Annotated in this window: 20 protein-coding genes; 8 read left to right on the top strand and 12 right to left on the bottom strand. The window is 65.7% G+C overall.

The genetic code is table 11. From position 1 onward, the window contains the following. Positions 1-155 precede the first annotated feature (155 nt). The 4 genes from JW897_RS13855 to JW897_RS13840 form a co-directional block, all read right to left on the bottom strand. A complete protein-coding gene (locus JW897_RS13855) occupies positions 156-884 on the bottom strand; it encodes an NAD-dependent protein deacylase (protein WP_240352203.1) in 729 nt (242 codons plus the stop codon). Between the two features lie 97 nt (positions 885-981). After that, positions 982-1320, bottom strand: coding sequence for a nucleotide pyrophosphohydrolase (locus tag JW897_RS13850; RefSeq protein WP_048412882.1), 339 nt, complete (start codon positions 1318-1320; stop codon positions 982-984). Between the two features lie 43 nt (positions 1321-1363). Further along, on the bottom strand, positions 1364-2968 hold the full coding sequence (locus tag JW897_RS13845) for an FAD-dependent oxidoreductase (RefSeq protein WP_205466576.1): 1605 nt from the start codon (positions 2966-2968) through the stop codon (positions 1364-1366). After that, the gene (locus JW897_RS13840) at positions 2968-4479 is read right to left on the bottom strand and encodes a polyamine aminopropyltransferase (protein WP_205466575.1); all 1512 of its coding nucleotides are present in this window, start codon (positions 4477-4479) and stop codon (positions 2968-2970) included. The genes JW897_RS13845 and JW897_RS13840 overlap by 1 nt, the downstream gene beginning before the upstream one ends. 92 nt (positions 4480-4571) lie before the next feature. Between JW897_RS13840 and JW897_RS13835 the strand changes: the two genes are divergently transcribed. From JW897_RS13835 to speD, 5 genes are read left to right on the top strand one after another with little or no spacing between them, the layout of a single operon-like run. After that, complete coding sequence (locus tag JW897_RS13835) at positions 4572-4973, top strand: DUF350 domain-containing protein (protein WP_048412880.1); 402 nt, start codon at positions 4572-4574, stop codon at positions 4971-4973. Positions 4974-5013: 40 nt separating this feature from the next. Continuing rightward, positions 5014-6036, top strand: coding sequence for an SPFH domain-containing protein (locus JW897_RS13830; protein ID WP_205466753.1), 1023 nt, complete (start codon positions 5014-5016; stop codon positions 6034-6036). Between the two features lie 8 nt (positions 6037-6044). Then, positions 6045-7511: a DUF4178 domain-containing protein gene (locus tag JW897_RS13825; protein ID WP_205466574.1), complete on the top strand. Its 1467-nt coding sequence runs from the start codon at positions 6045-6047 to the stop codon at positions 7509-7511. Positions 7512-7516: 5 nt separating this feature from the next. Continuing rightward, positions 7517-7687, top strand: coding sequence for a hypothetical protein (locus JW897_RS13820; RefSeq protein ID WP_156187762.1), 171 nt, complete (start codon positions 7517-7519; stop codon positions 7685-7687). Beyond that, the gene (gene speD / locus JW897_RS13815; protein WP_205466572.1) at positions 7684-8079 is read left to right on the top strand and encodes an adenosylmethionine decarboxylase; all 396 of its coding nucleotides are present in this window, start codon (positions 7684-7686) and stop codon (positions 8077-8079) included. Before JW897_RS13820 ends, speD begins: the two co-directional genes overlap by 4 nt. A gap of 6 nt (positions 8080-8085) precedes the next feature. On the opposite strand, the gene JW897_RS13810 is transcribed toward speD, so the two are convergent. Together JW897_RS13810 and JW897_RS13805 are read right to left on the bottom strand one after the other, a co-directional pair. Then, complete coding sequence (locus JW897_RS13810; protein WP_205466570.1) at positions 8086-9993, bottom strand: bifunctional 2',3'-cyclic-nucleotide 2'-phosphodiesterase/3'-nucleotidase; 1908 nt, start codon at positions 9991-9993, stop codon at positions 8086-8088. Positions 9994-10027: 34 nt separating this feature from the next. Beyond that, the gene (locus tag JW897_RS13805) at positions 10028-10351 is read right to left on the bottom strand and encodes a winged helix-turn-helix transcriptional regulator (RefSeq protein ID WP_048412875.1); all 324 of its coding nucleotides are present in this window, start codon (positions 10349-10351) and stop codon (positions 10028-10030) included. 103 nt (positions 10352-10454) lie between these two features. On the opposite strand from JW897_RS13805, the gene JW897_RS13800 reads away from it, so the two are divergent. Continuing rightward, the gene (locus JW897_RS13800) at positions 10455-10994 is read left to right on the top strand and encodes an NAD(P)H-dependent oxidoreductase (protein WP_205466569.1); all 540 of its coding nucleotides are present in this window, start codon (positions 10455-10457) and stop codon (positions 10992-10994) included. 83 nt (positions 10995-11077) lie between these two features. Here the strand turns inward: JW897_RS13800 and gstA are convergent, their stop codons facing one another. The 3 genes from gstA to JW897_RS13785 all read right to left on the bottom strand — a co-directional run bounded on the left by gstA (position 11078) and on the right by JW897_RS13785 (position 14432). Continuing rightward, positions 11078-11689, bottom strand: coding sequence for a glutathione transferase GstA (gene gstA / locus JW897_RS13795; RefSeq protein ID WP_048412873.1), 612 nt, complete (start codon positions 11687-11689; stop codon positions 11078-11080). A gap of 123 nt (positions 11690-11812) precedes the next feature. Next, positions 11813-12097 carry a VF530 family protein gene (locus JW897_RS13790; RefSeq protein WP_048412872.1) on the bottom strand — a complete coding sequence of 95 codons (285 nt, stop codon included), beginning with the start codon at positions 12095-12097 and terminating at the stop codon, positions 11813-11815. Between the two features lie 64 nt (positions 12098-12161). Beyond that, positions 12162-14432, bottom strand: coding sequence for a TerB family tellurite resistance protein (locus JW897_RS13785; RefSeq protein WP_048412871.1), 2271 nt, complete (start codon positions 14430-14432; stop codon positions 12162-12164). A gap of 229 nt (positions 14433-14661) precedes the next feature. Between JW897_RS13785 and JW897_RS13780 the strand changes: the two genes are divergently transcribed. After that, entirely contained in the window at positions 14662-15141 is a 480-nt protein-coding gene (locus JW897_RS13780; RefSeq protein WP_053077220.1) for a Spy/CpxP family protein refolding chaperone, read from the top strand. Between the two features lie 170 nt (positions 15142-15311). After that, entirely contained in the window at positions 15312-15791 is a 480-nt protein-coding gene (locus JW897_RS13775; RefSeq protein WP_205466567.1) for a Spy/CpxP family protein refolding chaperone, read from the top strand. A 74-nt stretch (positions 15792-15865) separates the two neighbouring features. On the opposite strand, the gene JW897_RS13770 is transcribed toward JW897_RS13775, so the two are convergent. The 3 genes from JW897_RS13770 to JW897_RS13760 all read right to left on the bottom strand — a co-directional run bounded on the left by JW897_RS13770 (position 15866) and on the right by JW897_RS13760 (position 19008). After that, positions 15866-16333, bottom strand: a complete 468-nt coding sequence (locus JW897_RS13770; RefSeq protein WP_048412870.1) for a DMT family transporter — start codon at positions 16331-16333, stop codon at positions 15866-15868. Positions 16334-16472: 139 nt separating this feature from the next. Beyond that, positions 16473-16880, bottom strand: a complete 408-nt coding sequence (locus JW897_RS13765) for a YkgJ family cysteine cluster protein (protein ID WP_048412869.1) — start codon at positions 16878-16880, stop codon at positions 16473-16475. Between the two features lie 148 nt (positions 16881-17028). Next, positions 17029-19008 (bottom strand): peptidase U32 family protein, encoded by a 1980-nt coding sequence (locus tag JW897_RS13760; RefSeq protein ID WP_205466565.1) that lies wholly within the window; start codon positions 19006-19008, stop codon positions 17029-17031. Between the last annotated feature and the right edge of the window lie 216 nt (positions 19009-19224).

The following is a 19224-nucleotide window of genomic DNA, read 5'->3' as shown; positions in this document are numbered from 1 at the left end:
TCCGCGCGCTCAGCGCCTGGTCAAAGTCTCGCGAGCAAGGGCGAGACCAGGCGAAAACTGGCGAAAAAGCGGAATGTACGAGCGGTACATGAGCATTTTGAGCTCGTACTCGCCGTGCAACGCTTCACGACGCGCAGCAGACTTTGAACAGGTTCTCAGGCCCCGGACAAGGCGCGGCAGGTCTCCCCTATGCCGCCCAGGATGCGCAGATCAAAGGCGTGGTCCATGCGCGTGGGCGTGTAATTGATCAAGGCGGTGGCCACGCTGGCCTGCGCCGCTTCCAGCGGAATCAGGTTGACCGGCGACACCTCCAGCGACGAGCCCATCACCAAGAGCAGATCCGCCTGCAAGGCGGCGTCGAAGGCCAGCTCGATCAAGGGCACCGCCTCGCCGTACAGCACCACGTCCGGCTTGAGCACGTCGTGGCACAACCGGCAGACCGGCAGCGGATGGTGCAGCACGTAATCCAGCGCGTGGGTGGTGTCGCAGCTGGGGCAGCTGGCGGTCAGCAAGCTGCCGTGCAGCTCCAGCACCCGGCCGCTGCCGGCGCGCGCGTGCAGGCCGTCGATGTTCTGGGTCAGCACCGTCACCCGCTTGCCTTGCTGCTCCAGTTCCGCCAGAAACTGGTGCCCTTCGTTGGGCCGGTAGTCGCCAATCAGCTTGATGCGGAATATTTCGCGGAACGCCTGCCAGAACGCCTCCGGATCGCGGCGGAAATAATCGATGGACACCACCTCGGCCAGGCTCATGCTGCGCGACCACAAGCCGTTGGCGGAACGGAAGTCCGGGATGCCGGACTCCGTGCTCATGCCGGCGCCGGTCAGCGCCACAATGGTTTCCGCCTGCTCCAGCATCTGGCGCAGGCGGCGGATTTGCTCGGACATCTATCCATTCCAGCTAATGAATGAAGCGAAATGTAAGCCTGGTTCAACCAGCGTATCGCGGCGCCGAACCTTAGCTTAGCTTTTTCATGCCAATGGCTCAGCCGGCCGTTGGCACAGGGTATTTGACGGCGTTCTTGGCCATCTTGTCGCGCACCGCCGCGTCCAGGTCCACGCCGGTCGCCATCGCCAACATCGTCAGGTAGAGCAGCACGTCGGCGATTTCTTCCTGCAGATGGGTGAAGCGCGCCGGATCGTCGCGCAGCGCGACCGCGTCCTCGTCGCTCAGCCATTGGAAGATTTCCGCCAGCTCGCCCACTTCCCCCACCAGGGCCAGCATCAGGCCGCGCGGCTTGTGATAGCGGTTCCAGTCGCGTTCGTCGGCGAAACGCCGCAGGGCGGCGGTGAGTTTTTCAGTCGAAATCAGGGCTTCGGTCATCGTTCAATCCGGGTTTCACGTGGAACATCAGGCGCTTGCCGCCTCATGCGCCAAGCACCTTCAAGGCCGCCCGCTCCCCCCACCACGCCGCCTCCTCGAACAGCGACAGGCCGCTGAGATCGGAATGAGCGAACAAGAGCGGGCCGTCGGCCGCGCGCAAGGCTTGCAGGCCGGGATTGGACAAAAAGCCCGGCGCCGGACTGGCCATCGCGTGGCCGCGCGCGGTCAGTTCCACTTGCAGCAGCGACTGACGGAAACGCCAGCCGTAGACAGTCAGCAAATCGGCGGCGGCGACGGCGAACAAGTCTTCGGCGCTGGCGACCTCCAGCATTTTACGCGCATCCGCCGGCGCCAGGTCGGCGAAGGCGTGGTAGCTGGTGAACACGCTGCGCTCCGGCTTGGCGGCGCGGATCAGCTGGTGAGTGGACACCACATAGCCCAGGCCGCGGCTGCCGTACACCACATTGTCCCAGGCCAGCGGCGCGGCGGCCGGCTCCGCCGGGAAACGGTCGATCAGGAAATTGCCTATCAGCCACGGCGCGCGCGGCGGCAGGTGGCGCCGTTCGAAGCCCAGTTCCGGCAATTGCCCGCTCAGGTGCAGACTGACGTGCAAGGGCGTGGCCAGGATCACCCGCTCGGCCAGCAGACGCCGGCTTACGCCGGCCGCGTCCAGGTAGTCCACCGCCATGCCGCCGCCGGCCGGCGCCGCTCGCCAGGCCACGCCCGGCCATTGCCGCTCGGCGCCGATGCGGGCGCGCAGATGACGGATCAGCGGATTCAGCCCATCCGGCCAGGTCAGCACCGCGCCCTCCTCGGCATTGGCCGCCTGGCCGCCGCGGCTGCAAAAATAGTGCAGGCCGGCCCAGGCCGAAGTGGCGGCCAGCGCGCTGCCGTAATCGTCGCGGCAGCAGTAGTCCAGATACCACAGCAGGCCGGGCGCGGTGTAGCCGTTGGCCCGCAGCCAGTCGGCGAAACTCAGCCGGTCCAGCGCGGTCCAGGCCGGGTCTTGCGAGGACAAAGCCACCGGCACGCAGAACACGCGGCGGCCGTCGCTGCCGCGCTGTTCGCGCCAGGCCGCGGTCTGGGCGAGAAAACGACGCTGCTGCGCCAACTCGTCCGCGCCCATGCCCAGCCGCGGCAGCAGGCCTTCCTGCCATTGGCCGTCCAGCCACAACCGCTCGTCCGGCGCGTGCACGGTCGCGCGTTCGTCGAAACGCGGCCGCGCGCCGTAGGAGTCGGACTCGATCACCCCCATTTCGGCCAGCAGCTCGCGCACATGGCGCGACTCCGGCGACGGCAGCGGCAGATAGTGAGCGCCGGTGGGATAGCGATAGCCGCCGAAAGCGCCGGCGGCGGCGTTGCCGTCCGGTTCCGGTCCGTCCAGCACCACCACGTCGTCGAAGCCCTCCTTGCGCAGCCGCCAGGCGGCGAACAGGCCGGCCACGCCGCTGCCGACGATGGCGACGCGGCAGCGGCGCGTTTCGCGCGGCGGCGGCGGCCTCATGCCGCCGCGCAGCCGGTGGCCGGCGGCCATGCCCGGCCGGTTCAAGCGCAGCGGCACGCCCAGCCGCATCACTCGCTCGCAGCCGGACAGCAGGGGCAGGCCGGCCAGCGCCGCCGCCAGCCGCAAGACCTCGCGGCGGCGCATCAGCGCAGCACCTGCGACCAGTCCTGCTCGAAGTAGTGCACCAATTGCTGATTGTTCAGCTCATTGGGCAACACCTTCCAGCGCGGCATGTCCGGCGGGAAGAAGAACATCTGGCGCGTGGCCTCCTTGTCCAGGAAACGCAGCGGCACCGTATAGCGCTCCGGCGGCGTGTAGCCGGGCTTCTTGGCGGCGATGATGAAGCCCCATTCGCCGAAGGAAGGCACATAGGCGTGATAGGGCGTGGTGCTCAGGCCGGCGGCGCGCAAGGTGGCGTCCACGCTCCAGAACGAGCGCGGCGCGTGCATCGGCGAGGTGGATTGCACCACCGCCAGCCCGTTTTCCGCCAGGTGGCGCGCCAGCAGCCGGTACAGCGGCACCGAATACAATTTGCCCAGCGCGAAATTGGACGGATCGGGAAAATCGACGATGACGGCGTCGAAGCTGCCGTGGTCCTGCTCCAGCCAGCGCGCGGCGTCGTCGTTGACCACGGTGACGCGCGGATCGGTCAAGGAGCCCTGGTTCAAGGCCCGCAGCGGCTCGGAGCGGCTGAACAGCCGGGTCATCGCCGGGTCCAGGTCCACCAGGGTGATGCGCTGGATATTGCGGTACTTCAGCATCTCGCGCACCGCCAGGCCGTCGCCGCCGCCCAGCACCAGCACATTGCGCGCCCACGGCAGCTTGGCCAGCACCGGATGCACCAGCGCCTCGTGGTAGCGGTGCTCGTCGCGGCTGGAGAATTGCAGATTGCCGTTGATGTAGAGCCGCAGATCGCTCTTCCACTTGGTGATCACCAGCCGCTGGTAGGGCGTGGTCTCGGCGTGGATGATCTCGTCGCCGTACACCGCCTTCTCGCTCCAGCGCGTCAGATGGTCGGAGGCCAGGAAGCCGCCGGCCAGCAGCAGCAGAACCACGCCGCTGCGCGCCAGTTGCAGGCCGGGCTGGCGCAGTTCGCGGCGGAAGGCGCGGCAGGCCCACAGCGCCACGCCGGCGTTGAGCAGGCCGAACAGCAAGGCGCTGCGCGCCAGGCCCAGCTTGGGCGCCAGCACCAGCGGAAACAGCAGCGACACCGCCAGCGCGCCCAGGTAGTCGAAGGTCAGCACCTGGCTGACCAGCTCGGAAAAGCTCGCCTGGCGCTGGTTCATCGCCCGCATCACCAGCGGGATCTCCATGCCCACCAACACCCCGATCACGAAGACCAGGCCGTAGAGCACCAGCCGGAACGGCTCGCCGGCCCAGGCGAACACCAGGAACAGCACGGCGGCGGACACGCCGCCGATCAGGCCGACCAGCAGTTCGATCTCGATGAAGGCGTCCAGCACCCGCTCGTCCTTCACGTACTTGGACAGGTGGGATCCCACCCCCATGGCGAACAGGTAACAGCCTATGATGGAAGAGAACTGCAGCACCGAGTCGCCCAGCAAGTAACTGGCCAGCGCGCCGGTGATCAGCTCGTAGGCCAGCCCGCAGGAGGCCACGATAAACACCGATACTATCAGCAAGCGATTTCGCATTGGATTGTCATTGTGGGTAAAATAGCCGCCATTATGCCCCAGCCCACGGCCAAGCGCCGCGCGCACCCCGCCTCTGCAAAGGACGCCCGACCATGATTGCCGCCTTCCTGCCCGCCCTGCTCGCCTACCTGACTTATATGGGCAGCGGCCTCGCGCTGCTGGCGCTGTTCGCGGTGATCTATTGCTGGATCACGCCGATAGACGAATTGAAGCTGATCCGCGACCACGGCCACGCCGCCGCCGTCTCCTTCGCCGGCGCTCTGCTGGGCTTCTCGCTGACGCTGGCCTCCAGCGCCTGGCACCTGAACAACTGGAACAGCTTCATGCTGTGGGCGCTGCTGGCCATGCTGGTGCAGATCCTCGTCCACATGGTGGTGGCGCGCTGTCTGAAGGACCTGAGCCGCGCGCTGGTAGACAATAATCTGGCGATGGGCATCCTGGCCGGTTCCATCCACCTGGCGGTGGGACTGATCAACGCCGGCAGCCTGTCCTGAACCCGGCCGCGCCTTTTCAATTGGAGCAGACACTATGAGCCTGATGTCTTTCATCAAGAAGCAGTTCATCGACATCCTGGAATGGCAGGAGCAGGAAGACGGAGTGCTGGCCTGGCGTTATCCGATGCAGGACAACGAGATCCAGTACGGCGGCAGCCTGACGGTGCGCGAGTCGCAGGCGGCGGTGTTCATCAACGAAGGCAAGATCGCCGACGTGTTCGAACCCGGCATGTACAAGCTGACCACCCAGACCCTGCCGGTGCTGACCTATCTGAAGAACTGGGACAAGCTGTTCGAATCCCCCTTCAAGTCCGACGTGCACTTCTTCAGCACCCGGCTGCAGCTGGGCCGCAAATGGGGCACCGCCCAGCCGGTGACCATACGCGACCAGGACTTCGGCATGGTGCGGCTGCGCGCCTTCGGCGTCTATTCCTACCGCGTGGCCGATCCGCGCCTGTTCTTCACCGAGGTCAGCGGCACCCGCGACAGCTACAGCCGCGACGATCTGGAGCTGCAACTGCGCAATCAGGTGGTGGCCACCATGAGCAGCGTGCTGGGCGGCAGCGGCGTGCCCTTCCTCGACATGGCCGGCAACCAGGGCCTGATGGCGGACAAGATCCGCGAAGCGCTGCTCCCGGTCTTCCAGCGCCTGGGCCTGGAACTGGACAGCTTCGCGGTGGAGAACATCTCGCTGCCGGAAGAACTGCAAAAAGCCATAGACAAGCGCATCGCCATGGGCATGGCCGGCGATCTCAACCAGTACACCCGCTATCAGGCGGCGGAAAGCATTCCGCTGGCGGCGCAGAACGAGGGCGGCATCGCCGGCCTGGGCGCCGGTTTGGCGGCCGGCGTAGGCGTCGGCCAGCTGATGGGCCAAGCCATGCAACAGGCGGTGCAGCCGGAGGCCGCGCCCGGCGCGCCAGCAGCCCCGGCCGCCGCGCCGGCGGCGGACAATCCGCAAGCCAAGCTGGCCCAGCTCAAAGGCTTGCTGGACCAGGGCCTGATCACCCAGGCCGATTACGACGCGGCCAAGGCCGACGTGCTGAAGAAACTGGTGGGCTAAGCTAGCGCATGTACCGTATTGCCTGCCCCTCTTGCGGCGCCGATGTCGAGTTCAAGTCCGAAGCCTCCGCCATGGCGGTGTGCGCCTATTGTCAGAGCACCCTGCTGCGCAGCGCGGACAGCGTGCGCGACATCGGCAAGATGGCGGCGCTGCTCAATGATTACTCGCCGCTGCAAATCACCAGCTGCGGCCAATACATGGGCCGCGGCTTCAGCGTCGTTGGCCGCATCCAGCTGCGCTACGACGCCGGCCTGTGGAACGAGTGGTATCTGCTGTTCGACGACGGCGGCGACGGCTGGCTGTCGGAAAGCGTCGGCCAGTACACGCTGACGCTGGCCGTCGGCGCTGCGCCGCAGGCGGCCGGATTCGAGCAGCAACGCCCCGGCGCCGCCTTCCGCCACGACAAGGTCGACTTCGTGGTGTCCGATGTGCGCGCCGCCGAATGCACCGCCGGCGAGGGCGAGCTGCCGTTCCAGGTGGGCGCCGGCTGGCAGGCCAAGGTAGTGGACGCGCGCCGGCAGGCGCAATTCCTGACGCTGGACTACTCCGACAACCCGCAAAAGCCTCAGCTTTTCCTCGGCAACGCCGTCACCCTGCCGCAGCTGCGCATGGAGCGGCTGCGCGACGCGCGGATGATAGAAGAAGCCACCGGCAAGCTGAAGGGCAGCGTCGCCTCGCTGGAGTGTCCGTCCTGCGCCGCGCCGCTGAGCTACCGCGCCGGCACCGCCACCCAGCTGATCTGCGGCCACTGCCACACCCAGGTGGACGCCAGCGGCGACCAGGCGCTGGCGCTGAGCGCCGCGCAACAGCGGCTGGACACGCCGCTGACGCTGGAACTGGGCAAGACCGCCACCATCGATAAATTGCCATGGACGCTGACCGGCGCGCTGGTGTGGGCCGAGGAAGAAGACGCCGACAGCCGCTGGTGCGAATACCTGCTCTACAACGTGGACAAGGGTTTCCGCTGGCTGGTGGAAAGCGGCGACGGCTGGTTCATCGGCGAGTTGATGGACGTGTGGGTGGACAGCCTGCGCGCCGACTACGCGATGCTGGGCAACAAGGCCTATCAGCGCGCCTATCCCGACTACGCCGCCCGCATCGTCTACGCCGCCGGCGCCTTCCCCTGGCGCGCCCAACTGGGCGACCAAGTGCTGCTCAGCGAATACCAGATCTCGGGCGGGCAAAAGCGCTTGTCGCGCGAGCTGTCGGCGCAGGAACTGAACTGGAGCTGCAGCAGCCTGGCCACCTCGGTCGAGGTCGGCCGCTGGTTCGGCAGCCCAACCCCGATTGAACCGGGATTCTCCGCCGCGGAGGACGACGGCGGGGACTTGAAGGCCATCGCCGTCAAATTCGGCCTGGTGCTGTTATTGATCAACCTGCCGCTGGCCTTGCTGAGCCAGGATATCGGCGATGGACTGCTGATCTGCTTCTTCGCCTGCTGCGTGCTGGCGATACCGCTCAAGCAGAAGGACTGAACGCGATGTCGCCAGGACTCTATAAAGCCTTTTGCCTGCTGGTGATCGTGATCACCACCATGATCAATTTCTCCAATATGGACAGCTCTAGCCGCGGCACCGGTTCGCGCAGCTGGAGCAGCGGCAGTGGCGGCGGCTCTTCCGGCTGGGGCAGCGGCGGCGGCGGACATAAATGAAAACGGCGATCGGCCGGCACCTGCTGGCGGATTTTCACGGCTGTCCGCCGCAGCGCCTCAGCGATCCGGCCCAGGTGGAGCAGGCGCTGCGCCGGGCGGCGCAGGCCGCCGGCGCCACCGTGCTGGCCGGCCATGTTCACCACTTCGGCGAGGCCCAGGGCGTCACCGGCATCCTGTTGCTGATGGAGTCCCACCTCAGCATCCACACCTGGCCGGAACACGGCTACGCCGCGCTGGACCTGTTCATGTGCGGCCAAGCCCGCATCGACGCCGCGCTGGCGCGGCTGCGCGAGGCGCTGCAGCCGGCCGAGGTGCGCAGCCAGCTGCATCGTCGCGGCGACCTTCCTTCCCCTCTCCCCACCCCCTCTCCCGCAAGGGGAGAGGGGCTTTAACGACACCTACTCCACCAATTCCAGGCTCACCGAACCGTCGCCATGCTCCGCCGCCAGGCGGAACTGCGGCTGGCGCGCCAGATAGCACAACGCGCCGGCGCCGGTGTCGAAGCGCATGGCGACGCCGGCCACCGGCTGGATGCGCCAGGCCGGCTTGGCCGCCGGATCCACCACCTTGCGCTCGGCCAGATAGGCCGCCACCGCCGCGCGGTTCTCGTCCGGCGAATCCACCACCACGCGGCTGGCGTCGATGCCGGGGAAATGGCCGCCGCCGGAGGCGCGGTAGTTGTTGGTGGCCACCAGGAAGCTGGCGTTCTCGTCTATCGGCTTGCCCTGGTAGCTCAGCTTGACGATGCGATGGCTGTCCGGCGCCGCCAGCTTGCCGTCGGCGTCGTAGCGCGCCGGCTGGCTGACGTCGATCTCATAGCTGACGCCGACGATGCTGTCGAAGTTGTAGGAGCGGAATTCCGGGTTCAGCAGCGGCTGGGTCTTGGGCCCCTTGGGATCGACGCGCAGAAACTGCCCGGCCGACATTTCCAGCCACTCGCGCACTTCGCGGCCGCTGACCTTCACCGCCTTCAGGGTGTTGGGATAAATGTAGAGATCGGCCAGATTGCGGATCGCCAGCGGGCCGGCCGGGATGTCGGTGTAGTAATTCCAGCCCTGGCGGCCGCCGGCCTTGAACGGCGCGGCGGCGGACAACACCGGCAAGCCTTCGTACTCGGTGCCCTTGACCGCGTTTTTCACATACCAGGCCTGGGCCTCGGCCACGATCTGCACCGAGGGATCGTCCGCCGCCTGGGCGAAGTAGCTGTAGATCGGCGCGCGGGTTTCCGCCACCTTGCCGCGCACATAGTCCAGGGTCCGGCGATGCTCGGCGGCGATCAGCTCGGCCACCTTGGGTTCGGCCTCGGCCAGGGGCCGCTTGGCTTTCTTGTCGTAGATGGCGCGCAGGCCGGCCTGCTTGCCGCTCACCCTCCAGCCGCCGTCGCCGCGCTCCAGCACCAGGTCCACCACGCCGATATGGTCGCCCCAGCGGCCCGGCATCACCGCCGGCACGCCGTTGATGGTGCCGGCGGCCAGATCCACCTTGGGATAGCCGGCGAAGGCGGCGGACGGGAATTCGGCGTGGGCGTGGCCGAACAGGATGGCGTCGATGCCGGCCACCTCGGCCAGCCCGGCCACCGAGTTCTCGGCGAAGCGCGCGCTCTCGCCTTTTTCGAAACCGGAATGCGGCACCGCGATCACGATGTCGGCGCCCTTCTGCTTGAGCTCGGGCAGGTAGCGGCGCGCAGTGTCGACGATGTCCAGCACTTCCACCTTGCCCTGCAGATTGGCCTTGTCCCACTGCATGATCTGCGGCGGCACAAAGCCGATCACGCCGATGTTCAGCATCTGCGGCTGGCCGTCCTCGTCCTTGAATTCGCGCTTGAGCAGCGCATAAGGCTGGAAGTAAGGCCGGCCGGTCTTGGCGTCCACCACATTGGCGTTGACGTAGGGGAAGGCCGCGGTCTTCAGCGCCTGGCCAAGAAAGGGCAAGCCGTAGTTGAATTCGTGGTTGCCGATATTGCCGGCGTCGTAGCGCAGCCAGTTGAGCACTTTGTAGGCGGGATGAACCTCGCCGGCGCGCAGCGGCTGAATCTTGGCCACCAGATCGCCCAGCGGGTTGCCCTGCAACAGGTCGCCGTTGTCTATCAGCAGGCTGTTGGGCGCCTCTTGCCGCGCCGCGCGGATCAGCGTCGCCGCGCGCGCCAGGCCGAAGTCCTGTGTCAGCTTGTCCTGGTAGTAGTCGTAGTCCAGCAGGTTCATGTGCACGTCTGAGGTTTCCAGCACCCGCAGTTTCAGCGGGGCGGCCCAGCCGTTGACGGCCGTCGCGGCCAGCAGGGAGGAGACGAGGAGAGGCGCAAGTTTCACGGAACAGCCCTTTTCTGGTTTTATCGCGCCCGCATTATACGCCCGCCGTCGGCCGCTCCAGATAGAAAGCGCCCCAGGCGCACATCGCGTCTATCACCGGCCGCAGCGTGTCGCCCAGCTCGGTCAGCCGGTAGTCCACCCGCGGCGGCACCTCGGCGTACACCGTGCGCGCGATCAGGCCGTCGCGCTCCAGTTCGCGCAGCTGCTCGGTCAGCACTTTCTGCGACACCCCGCCCAGCAAGCGGCGCAGTTCGCCGGTGCGCCGGCTGTCCTCGGACAAGTGGCACAGGATCGCGCACTTCCATTTGCCGCCCACCAGCCGCATGGTGGCGTCGATGGGAAAATTCAGTTCGCTCATGCGGGCACAGTTACCTTTTGGTGCTTATGAAACAAAAAAGTGCATACTTATCAACAACTTGATCAATTGATAGCATGGCGGTTCCCATTTTACAGGAAGCGCCATGAAAACCCTGATCATCGTTGCCCACCCCGATCTCGAGCAATCCCGAATCAACCGCCGCTGGATGGCCGCGTTGAGCCGGCATCCGGAGCGCTATACCGTGCACGCGCTGTACCAGGCCTACCCGGACGGAAACATCGACGTGGCGCGAGAACAGGCGCTCTTGAACCGCCACCAGCGCATCGTGCTGCAGTTTCCGCTGTACTGGTTCAGTTCGCCGCCCTTGTTGAAGACGTGGCTGGACCAGGTGCTGGACGAGGGCTTCGCCATCGGCGCGTGGCCGGAAGACTGGCGCATGCGGGACAAGCGCATCAGCGTGGCGGTGTCCACCGGCATCCGCGAGCGGGACTTCGCGCCCGACGGCCGCTATCTGTACCGGATGGAGGAAGTGCTGCGGCCGTTCGAGCTGACCTGCCGCTACCTCCGCGCCGAGTGGCTGCCCGGCTTCGCGCTGCACGGCGCCGAGCACGATCTGAGCGACGCCGAGATCGAGGCCAGCGCGGACGCGTATCTGCGGCACCTGCAGGCCGAGGCAGTATAAATCCACTCGCCATGAAAAATGCCCGGCCGGAGCCGGGCATGACCTTGTCTGGAACAGCGAACGTATTCCTGTTCCAGTTGAAATTATTCCAGCAAGCCTTCCGCCTTCAGCGCCTGCTGCACGAAGGGCAGCGCCGCCACGCGCTTCTGGAAATCGATCAGCGCCGGGAAATCGCCCAGCGAACGCTGAACGAACTGCGCCCAGTTCAGGCAAGTGAACAGATAGGCGTCGGCCACGCTGAAACGCTCGCCCAGCAGATAGGGCGTTTTCGCCAGTTGCTGCTCCGCCAGCGCCAGCCGGCTCGTCAGCTTGTCCCAGGTCTGCTGCTTGAGCTCGTCGCTATTGGGATAGAACAGCGGCGAGAAGCCCTTGTGCACCTCGGTGGAGATATAGTTCAGCCATTCTTGCAGCCGGTAGCGCTCCAGCGTGCCGTTGGCCGGCGCCAGCTGCTTGGCCGGCACCTGGTCCGCCAGATACTGCACGATGGCCACGCCCTCGGTCAGCAATTCGCCGTTGTCCAGCTGCAAGGCCGGCACATAGCCGCGCGGATTGATGGTGGAGAAGTCCACCCCGCCGGCGGTCAGATGCGGCTGCACCTTGAGGTTGACCTTTTCGGTGTCGAAGGGCAGGCCGCTGGCGAACAGCACGATATGCGGGGACAGCGAGCACGCGCCGGGGGAAAAATACAGTTTCATCGCTTTTCTCCAGTTCAGGATGTCTCGGGACAAAGCACAGGAATGCGGAAAACCCGGACAGCCTGATCCAAATCGATGACAGTTGCAACCCTGAGCTCAGCAGGGCCGTTGGCCGGCGGACGCTCAGGGCGACTTCTTGGCGAACAAGCGCGGCCGCTTGTCCGGACCGGCGCCGGCGGGCGCCTGCGGCCGGCTCTTCAGCGCCACGAACAAATCTTCCACCTGCTGGCGCGCCCACGGGGTGCGGCGCAGGAAAGCCAGGCTGGATTTGACGCTGGGATCGTGATTGAAGCAGCGGATCTGGATGCGCCGACCCAGTTCCGGCCAGCCGTAATGGCCGACCAGCTGATTCAGCATCTGCTCCAGCGTGACGCCGTGGGTGGGATTGTTGGGTTGCGGTGCGCTCATGGTCGTGTTTTCTGGCTTGGGCGGGCGCAGTGTACCTTGCGCCCGCCGCGCCGCAAAGCCGTCCTCACGCGGCCGGCTTGGGCTTGCGTTGCCGCGGCGCGCGCTGGGACGCGGGCTTGGCCGGCGCCGGCGCAGCGGAAGGCGCGCCGTGCCGCTGCGCCAAGCCCATCGCCAGCGCCAGCCGGCCCAGGCGTTGCTGCTTCTCGCCGCTGATGGGGCCCGCCGCCTGCAGCAGCAGAATCGCCAGCTCCAGCGAGAACTGACGCTGCTCCTCGGTGGGCAGCAAATGCTCCAGCGTGGCCAGCGCGCGCTTCTCGTCGTTGCGCACCAGCCAGGTCTGGCGCCGCACCGCCTGCTTGAACTGCTCCAGCGTCAAATCCTCGCCCAAGGCGGTTTCCTGCATCACCCGGCGAATGGCGTTGAACGGCCGCACGTCCACCACGCCGTTGCCGATGGCGACATAGATCAACAAGCGCAAAAAGCCGTCCACCGGCCCGCCTTCGGCGTAATGCGCCTCCAGCTCCTGGCGCTTGAGCCGCAGCATCTCGCTGCGCTCCCAGCTGCCGTCCGCCTTGCGCACCCCGTATTCGCGCTGCGGCTTCAAGCCGGTCAGCGCCGCGCTCCACGGCGACTCGAACAAGGCGCGGAAGCTCAGTTCCTGCCAGGCGTCGCGACCGTCGCGCCAGCCGTCCAGCGCGGTCTCCATCATGCGCGCGTAGCTTTGCTGCCATTGCCAGAACGGGTTGTCCTCCGCCGCCGGCCGCCGTTCGTCGCGCACCTGCTCCGCCCATTGCCGCAGCCCGGCCAGCCAGGGGTTGCGGCTGGAAAACCAGCGCCGCTCCCATCGCGACGGGTGCATTTCGCGCAGCCAGCGCGCGGTGTGCTCGTTGCCGTACAGGCGCAGCCACGGCGAGACGAAGGTATCGTAAAGCTGCTGGTTGACCTCGCCCACCCGGCGCACCACTTCGAAGGCGGCCTCGCCCTGGCGGCCGTCGCCCAGCGCCAGGATGTCGTCGATGTCGCGCGGCTCGAAGCGGATCACATAGCGCCCTTGCAGATATTCCAGCCCGGCCATTTCCGGGTGGGTGTCGGTGATGATGGCCTCGTACAGGCCGGGCGGCAGCACATCGATCAGGTCCAGCGCGCTGGCCAGCTCGCTGTGCTCCTTGTTGGCCACGCCGGCGGACACGAAGATGCCCAGATGGCCGACCTGCTCGTGCAAGCAGTAGACGATGGTCTGTTCGTTGACGCGGATGTCCTCCACGCTGTGGTACAAATCGGCGATCCAGAACAAGGCCTGCTGCGGCGGAGTGATGTTGTCGCCCCAGGAGGCGAACACCACGATGGGCGAGCGGATATTGCGCAGGTCCACCGCCTGCCGCCCCTGCTCCAGCGTCACCTCGCCGTGGCTCAACCGGTTGCCGACGAACAGGTTCTGGGTGATCCACTCCATCTCCGCCTTGTTCAGCAGGTAATGACCGCCCCACCAGCGCTCGAACTCCAGAAAGCGCTCGCGCTCGCTGTCCACCTTGGCGTACAAGGTGTAAGGCTTTTTCCAGTAGGTGTTGGCCGGGTCCAGCTGCTCGAAATTGCTGACCAGGTTGGCGCCGTCGAACTGGCCGTGGCCCAGGTCGCCGGCCAACGAGGCCATCCAGGTGCCGCCGTAGAGGCCGCCGGAATAACGCATCGGATTCTTGCCGGCCACGCCGGCCCAATAGGACAGCGGCGAACCGGCCAGCAGGATGGGGCCCACCAGCTCCGGCGCGGTGGCCGCCAGCATCGCCAGCGCCCAGCCGCCCTGGCAGTTGCCGATGACGAAGGGCTTGCCGGCGCTGTGCGGATGCAGCTGGTTCACCTTTTGCAGGAAGATCTTCTCGGCGCGCCACACGCATTCAATCGTCTGCTTGGGCTCCGGCACCGGGAAGAACATCACGAAATAGCACGGGTGGCCCTGACGCAGCGCGATGCCGATCTCGCTGTCCATCTTGAAGCCGCCTATGCCCGGGCCGTGACCGGCGCGCGGATCTATCACCACGAAGGGCCGCTTGGCCGGGTCCGGCTTCGGGCAGCCGTCCGGCGGGCGGATCGCCGACAGCGCGTAATTGACCGGTTGCTCCAGTTCGCGGCCGTCGACGATGATGTCGTAATCGAACACCAGCACCGGCGGATGGCCGGAGGCGGCATGTTCCAGATAAGTGTCGCCGCGCTGCCGCAGGATGTCGCAATACAGCACCGAACGCTGCCAGGCGTCTATCCAATACTCCACCAAGGCGCCGTTCAAACCGCCCGCGCCCAGCGCGGAGAACCAGGGAAATGAAGAATCAGGCAGGCTCATGCGAAAACGCTCCCGCGACGATAAGGAAATGCCGCATTTCACTCTAGTTCAAATCCCCGCGCCGATCGGGAAAAAGCCCGCAGTCAAATCGCTTGCCGACGGGCTTTACATTTGGTAACAATTGATTTTGGCCAACTCATACTTAATTGACAGTCGCCATCCAGAATAATGGTGTAATCCTGCCGATGCCGCTCGCCCGCATCGCAGCCATTGATGGAATGGCCCACCTATGAAACCGCAGATACCCTTTATACTCGCCAGCCTTGTCGCCGGCGCCGCTCTGGCCGCGCCGCCGGAGCCGGCTTGCCCGCCGATGGGCAATTTCGCCGGCCGGCCGTGGAAGATAGACCCGGCCAAACGCGACGCCTTCATCGCCCAGCACCAGAAGGCGCTGCACGACAAGCTCAAGATCCAGCCGGCGCAGGAAGCCGCCTGGCTGGCCTTCGCCAGCGCCACCCGCCCCGGCCCGATGCCGCCTTGCGAGAACGCGTCCACCGCGCCGGAACGCATGGAACAGCGCGTGCTGATGGCGCAGCGCCACCTGCTCAACCTGCAAAAACGCTTGGAAGCGCTCAAATCCTTCTACGGCCAGCTCACGCCCGAGCAGCAAAAAATCATGGACCAGGACAGCCCTCCGCTGATGGGCGGCCGGGGCCAGGGGCCGATGCGCAAGCTGCAGGCCGGCCAGGGCAACGAGCCGCACAACTGAGCAGCGCCTCCCTACCCGCGCCCGTCCCTCCTCCCCGCGCATTGTTGCAAGCTGCTAAGTTGGCCGGCCCGGTTAACATTCGGTAACAACCCCCGCCCGGCCAGCAACACTTGCCAGACATCCGTGGCCAATACTGGCTCCATGATCAACCTCGGTAGGAGTCCTCAATCATGACCAAGCTGTTCAAGCCTCTGCTGATCGCCGGCCTGCTCGCTGCCGGCGTCGCCGGTTCCGCGCTGGCCGCCGGCGAAGCCCCGCTGCATAGCCCGATGCCGATGATGGAAAAAGGCCGCCACATGGACCCGGCCCAGCGCGAAGCCATGGCCGCCCGCCATCTGCAGGGGCTGCACGATCAACTGAAGCTGCAGGCGAATCAGGAAGCCGCCTGGAAAACCTTCGCCGCCTCGATGAAGCCGGGCGAACGGGCGATGCCGCCCAAGCCGCAAGCCGGCGAAACCGCGCCGCAACGCATGGAGCGGATGCTGGACATGATGAAACAACATCAGGACGGCATGCAGAAACGCCTGGACGCGCTGAAAACCTTCTACGGCCAACTGACGCCGGAACAGAAGAAGGTGATGGATCAGTGGCATGGCCAGATGGGCCACAAGGGCCGCATGGGCTCGATGGCCAAGCCGCAGCCCCAATAAGCGCGATGCGCTCGGCAACAAAAAACGGCAGCTCCAGGCTGCCGTTTTTTGCTTGTTGACGAGGCGAGTGGCGCTCAAGCGCGCCCAAACCACTTGTCGCCGAAGTTCACCAACAACACGCCGCCCACCACCAGCGCCGCGCCCAACAGCCGCGGCAGGCTCACTTCGCGCAGCGGCATCGCCAGCCAGCCGAAACGGTCGAACAATAGCGACACGCACACCTGGCCGGCGATCACCAGCGACAACATCGCCGCCACGCCCAGCCGCGGCGCCAGCAAGGTGGTGCCGAACACGAACATCGCCCCCATCGCGCCGCCCAGCAGCATCCACCACTCCACCCGGCCGAGCGCCGCCAGGTCCTGCCATTTCTGGCCGGTGGCGACGGCCAGCCCGGCCAGACACGCGCTGCCCACCGAAAACGACACCAGCGCCGCCAGCAGCGTGCTGTTGCCCAGCACGCCCTTGAGCTGGTTGTTGATGGCGGCCTGCAAGGGCACCACCACGCCGATGGCGAAGGCGAACAAGGGGTAGATTGGGTTCATCACTATCCTGTCGAATCAATTAAGAGCATGTTTACGATCTCGCGAGCCAGAGCGAGACAAGGCGTACTCGCCGTGTCACGTCTCGCGACGCGTGAGCAGATCGTAAACAGCTTCTAGGGGGTTTCACGTGAAACCGCGTTCACGCCGCGGTGTTGCGATGGAAAACGATCTTCTGCGGATTGCGGGTATAGGCGCAGAAACCGGGCTTGGGGCCCACCTTGGGATGGTTGCGGCAAGTATTGGGACGCCGCTCGTAAATGGCGCACAAGCGGGTTTTCTGATCCAGGTGCATGCAGTCGCCGTTGGCGCGCCGCGCCAGCGTGAACAGCTCGCGCTTGAAATTGAAGTGCTGGATCAGCCGCTGCTTCTCCAGGCGCTTGGCGATGTTCTTGATCGGTTCTTCCAGCTCGAACTCGTCCACCACGCCCATGCGCACCAGATCCGGCAGCCGCACTTCCACCGGCATGGAGCAGCAGCTGCCCATGCAGTCGTCGCACAAACCGTTCTTGTATTTGACCCAGGTGTCCAGGCGCTCGATGTCGGCCACGTTTGATTCCCCGTGCTGCCGGCGTGGCCGGCTATCATTTATTAAAGGATTGTTCCGGATAGGAAAAAAGGAAAGAGGCGCATTTTACGCGCCTCCCCGTCGCCGCAGCAATCGGCGCGCCGGTCGTTTCAGACCGGCAAGCCAGCGCTCAAGACTGCGGACGCTGCTTGAAGAAGGTCAAGGGCGCGGTGTAGGGCACCTCGCTCGGCGGCGCCGCCTTCAGGATGTGCTTTTTCATCTTGCCCATCACATGCATCTCGCAGGGCCGGCATTCGAACTTCAGCGTGTAGGTTTCATTGCCGGACTTCAGCGTCATCGGATCGGCGCGCACCTGGCCCATCACCCCCTTCACGCCCTTGGCCTGCTTCGGACACAGATTGAAGGAGAAGCGCAGGCAGTGCTTGGTGATCATCAGACTGACCTCGCCCTCTTCCTCGTGCGCCTCGTAGGCGGCGTCGATGAGCTCCACCCCGTGCTTGCGGTAGAACTGCCAGGCCAGGTTGTTGTAGACATTGGCCAGATAGCTCAGCGTCTTTTCCGGATACGGCGCCGGCGGCTCCAGCGCCGCCTTGCGCGGCTGGCGCGGCCAGGCCTGCAAGCGCGCGGCCTCCAGCCGGGCGATGGCGTCGCGGCGCAGCGCGTTGATCGCCGAGGCCGGCGCGAACCACGGCTGCGACAGCTGCAGCGTCACGTCGTGGGCGACGAACATGGTGTTGCCCAGCTTGGCCAGGCTGTCGCGCAGGCCGGCCAGCGCCTTGTCGGCGTCCTTGGCCGGTTCCAGCGCCAACAGGCTACAGGCGGAGGCGCTGACGCCGTCCTCGTCGGTAACGCTCAGCTCCAGGCCTTCGGCGGTTTCGGCCAGCGTCATCCACACCCCCACCTTGCGTTCGGCGGACTTCTTCAGCAGCGCCAACTCCCAGGCGTGGTCGCGGTTGCGGCTGATGTCCACGCCCGGCTTGAGGCCGGCCAGCACCGAGGCGTCGTTGGGGAACACCCGCCACAGCAGTTCGCCGTCCGCGGTCTTGCCCACTTGCTGCACGGTGTTGGCCTGCACCCCCACCACTTCGCGCTTCTTCATGAAATTGATGCCGTCGCCGTTGCTCATGGTTTCGCGGCTGGCGATCTCCAGCCAGTCCGGCCCCACCTTGCTGACCACGCCCAGGCCGACGCCGACGAATTTGGGCGAATCGAAAGCGCCGATGTCGATCTTGCGACCGGTGGCGAAGTAATCGGTGCCGCCGCGATGGAAGGTCTTGTCCGGGTCCGGCGCGAAGAAGATCTCGCTGTCGCCGCTGGAGGCGCGCGCCAGCTCCGGCCGCCGTTCGATGATCTCGTCCAGCAGCAGCCGGTAATGGGCGGTGATGTTCTTCACATAGGACACGTCCTTGTAACGGCCCTCTATCTTCAGCGAGCGCACGCCGGCGTCCAGCAGCGCCTCCAGGTTGGCGCTCTGGTTGTTGTCCTTCATCGACAGCAAATGCTTGTCGAAGGCCACCACGCCGCCATCCTTGTCGGTCAGCGTGTACGGCAGCCTACAGGCTTGCGAGCAATCGCCGCGGTTGGCGCTGCGGCCGTTGTCGGCGTGGCTGATGTAGCACTGGCCGGAGAAGGCCACGCACAGCGCGCCGTGGATGAAGTATTCGATGGTGGCGGCGTCGCCCACCGCGTCCGCCGCCTTGCGGATCTGCGGAATGGTCAGCTCGCGCGCCAGCACCACCTGGGAGAAGCCGGCGTCGGACAGGAAGCGCGCCTTTTCCGGCGTGCGGATGTCGCACTGGGTGGACGCGTGCAGCTGGATGGGCGGCAGGTCCAGTTCCAGGATGCCCATATCCTGGATGATCAGCGCGTCCACGCCGGCGTCGTACAACTGCCAGATCAGCTTGCGCGCCGGCTCCAGTTCGGCGTCGTGCAGGATGGTGTTGAGCGTGGCGAAGATGCGCGCGTGGTAGCGGTGGGCGAACGCGGTCAGGCCGGCGATGTCCTCCACGCTGTTGCAGGCGTTGTGGCGCGCGCCGAAGCTGGGCCCGCCGATGTACACCGCGTCGGCGCCGTGCAGAATGGCCTCGCGGCCGATTTCGGCGGTCTTGGCGGGCGATAGCAACTCGATCTGGTGCGACAACAGGCTCATGGCGTTTCCTGACATTTAGTATAGGTGGCCGCACTGGGCGATGGCGGCCGCAAAGGGGCGGAATTATAACGGAATCATGGAGTTATAGGTAGAAATTTGCAGCAGCGGCTTTTAAGTTAAGTCCCAGGATCACGGCCTAGTCATGCCGCCGTCACATGCCGCGACTACACCTCCAAATAGTCAAAATCGGTTTTATGCAAGTAAAAACCAATTCGG

This window comes from Chromobacterium alkanivorans (assembly GCF_016937655.1).
GTDB classification, from domain to species: Bacteria; Pseudomonadota; Gammaproteobacteria; order Burkholderiales; family Chromobacteriaceae; genus Chromobacterium; species Chromobacterium alkanivorans.
This window is presented reverse-complemented; position numbering and strand designations above follow the sequence as displayed.

Excerpts from the sequence above, each read along its gene's own strand:
- JW897_RS13855 (WP_240352203.1), bottom strand. The coding sequence starts at position 884 with ATGTCCGAGCAAATCCGCCGCCTGCGCCAGATGCTGGAGCAGGCGGAA.
- JW897_RS13850 (WP_048412882.1), bottom strand. The coding sequence starts at position 1,320 with ATGACCGAAGCCCTGATTTCGACTGAAAAACTCACCGCCGCCCTGCGG.
- JW897_RS13845 (WP_205466576.1), bottom strand. The coding sequence starts at position 2,968 with ATGCGCCGCCGCGAGGTCTTGCGGCTGGCGGCGGCGCTGGCCGGCCTG.
- JW897_RS13840 (WP_205466575.1), bottom strand. The coding sequence starts at position 4,479 with ATGCGAAATCGCTTGCTGATAGTATCGGTGTTTATCGTGGCCTCCTGC.
- JW897_RS13835 (WP_048412880.1), top strand. The coding sequence starts at position 4,572 with ATGATTGCCGCCTTCCTGCCCGCCCTGCTCGCCTACCTGACTTATATG.
- JW897_RS13825 (WP_205466574.1), top strand. The coding sequence starts at position 6,045 with ATGTACCGTATTGCCTGCCCCTCTTGCGGCGCCGATGTCGAGTTCAAG.
- JW897_RS13820 (WP_156187762.1), top strand. The coding sequence starts at position 7,517 with ATGTCGCCAGGACTCTATAAAGCCTTTTGCCTGCTGGTGATCGTGATC.
- speD (WP_205466572.1), top strand. The coding sequence starts at position 7,684 with ATGAAAACGGCGATCGGCCGGCACCTGCTGGCGGATTTTCACGGCTGT.
- JW897_RS13805 (WP_048412875.1), bottom strand. The coding sequence starts at position 10,351 with ATGAGCGAACTGAATTTTCCCATCGACGCCACCATGCGGCTGGTGGGC.
- JW897_RS13800 (WP_205466569.1), top strand. The coding sequence starts at position 10,455 with ATGAAAACCCTGATCATCGTTGCCCACCCCGATCTCGAGCAATCCCGA.
- gstA (WP_048412873.1), bottom strand. The coding sequence starts at position 11,689 with ATGAAACTGTATTTTTCCCCCGGCGCGTGCTCGCTGTCCCCGCATATC.
- JW897_RS13790 (WP_048412872.1), bottom strand. The coding sequence starts at position 12,097 with ATGAGCGCACCGCAACCCAACAATCCCACCCACGGCGTCACGCTGGAG.
- JW897_RS13785 (WP_048412871.1), bottom strand. The coding sequence starts at position 14,432 with ATGAGCCTGCCTGATTCTTCATTTCCCTGGTTCTCCGCGCTGGGCGCG.
- JW897_RS13780 (WP_053077220.1), top strand. The coding sequence starts at position 14,662 with ATGAAACCGCAGATACCCTTTATACTCGCCAGCCTTGTCGCCGGCGCC.
- JW897_RS13775 (WP_205466567.1), top strand. The coding sequence starts at position 15,312 with ATGACCAAGCTGTTCAAGCCTCTGCTGATCGCCGGCCTGCTCGCTGCC.
- JW897_RS13770 (WP_048412870.1), bottom strand. The coding sequence starts at position 16,333 with ATGAACCCAATCTACCCCTTGTTCGCCTTCGCCATCGGCGTGGTGGTG.
- JW897_RS13760 (WP_205466565.1), bottom strand. The coding sequence starts at position 19,008 with ATGAGCCTGTTGTCGCACCAGATCGAGTTGCTATCGCCCGCCAAGACC.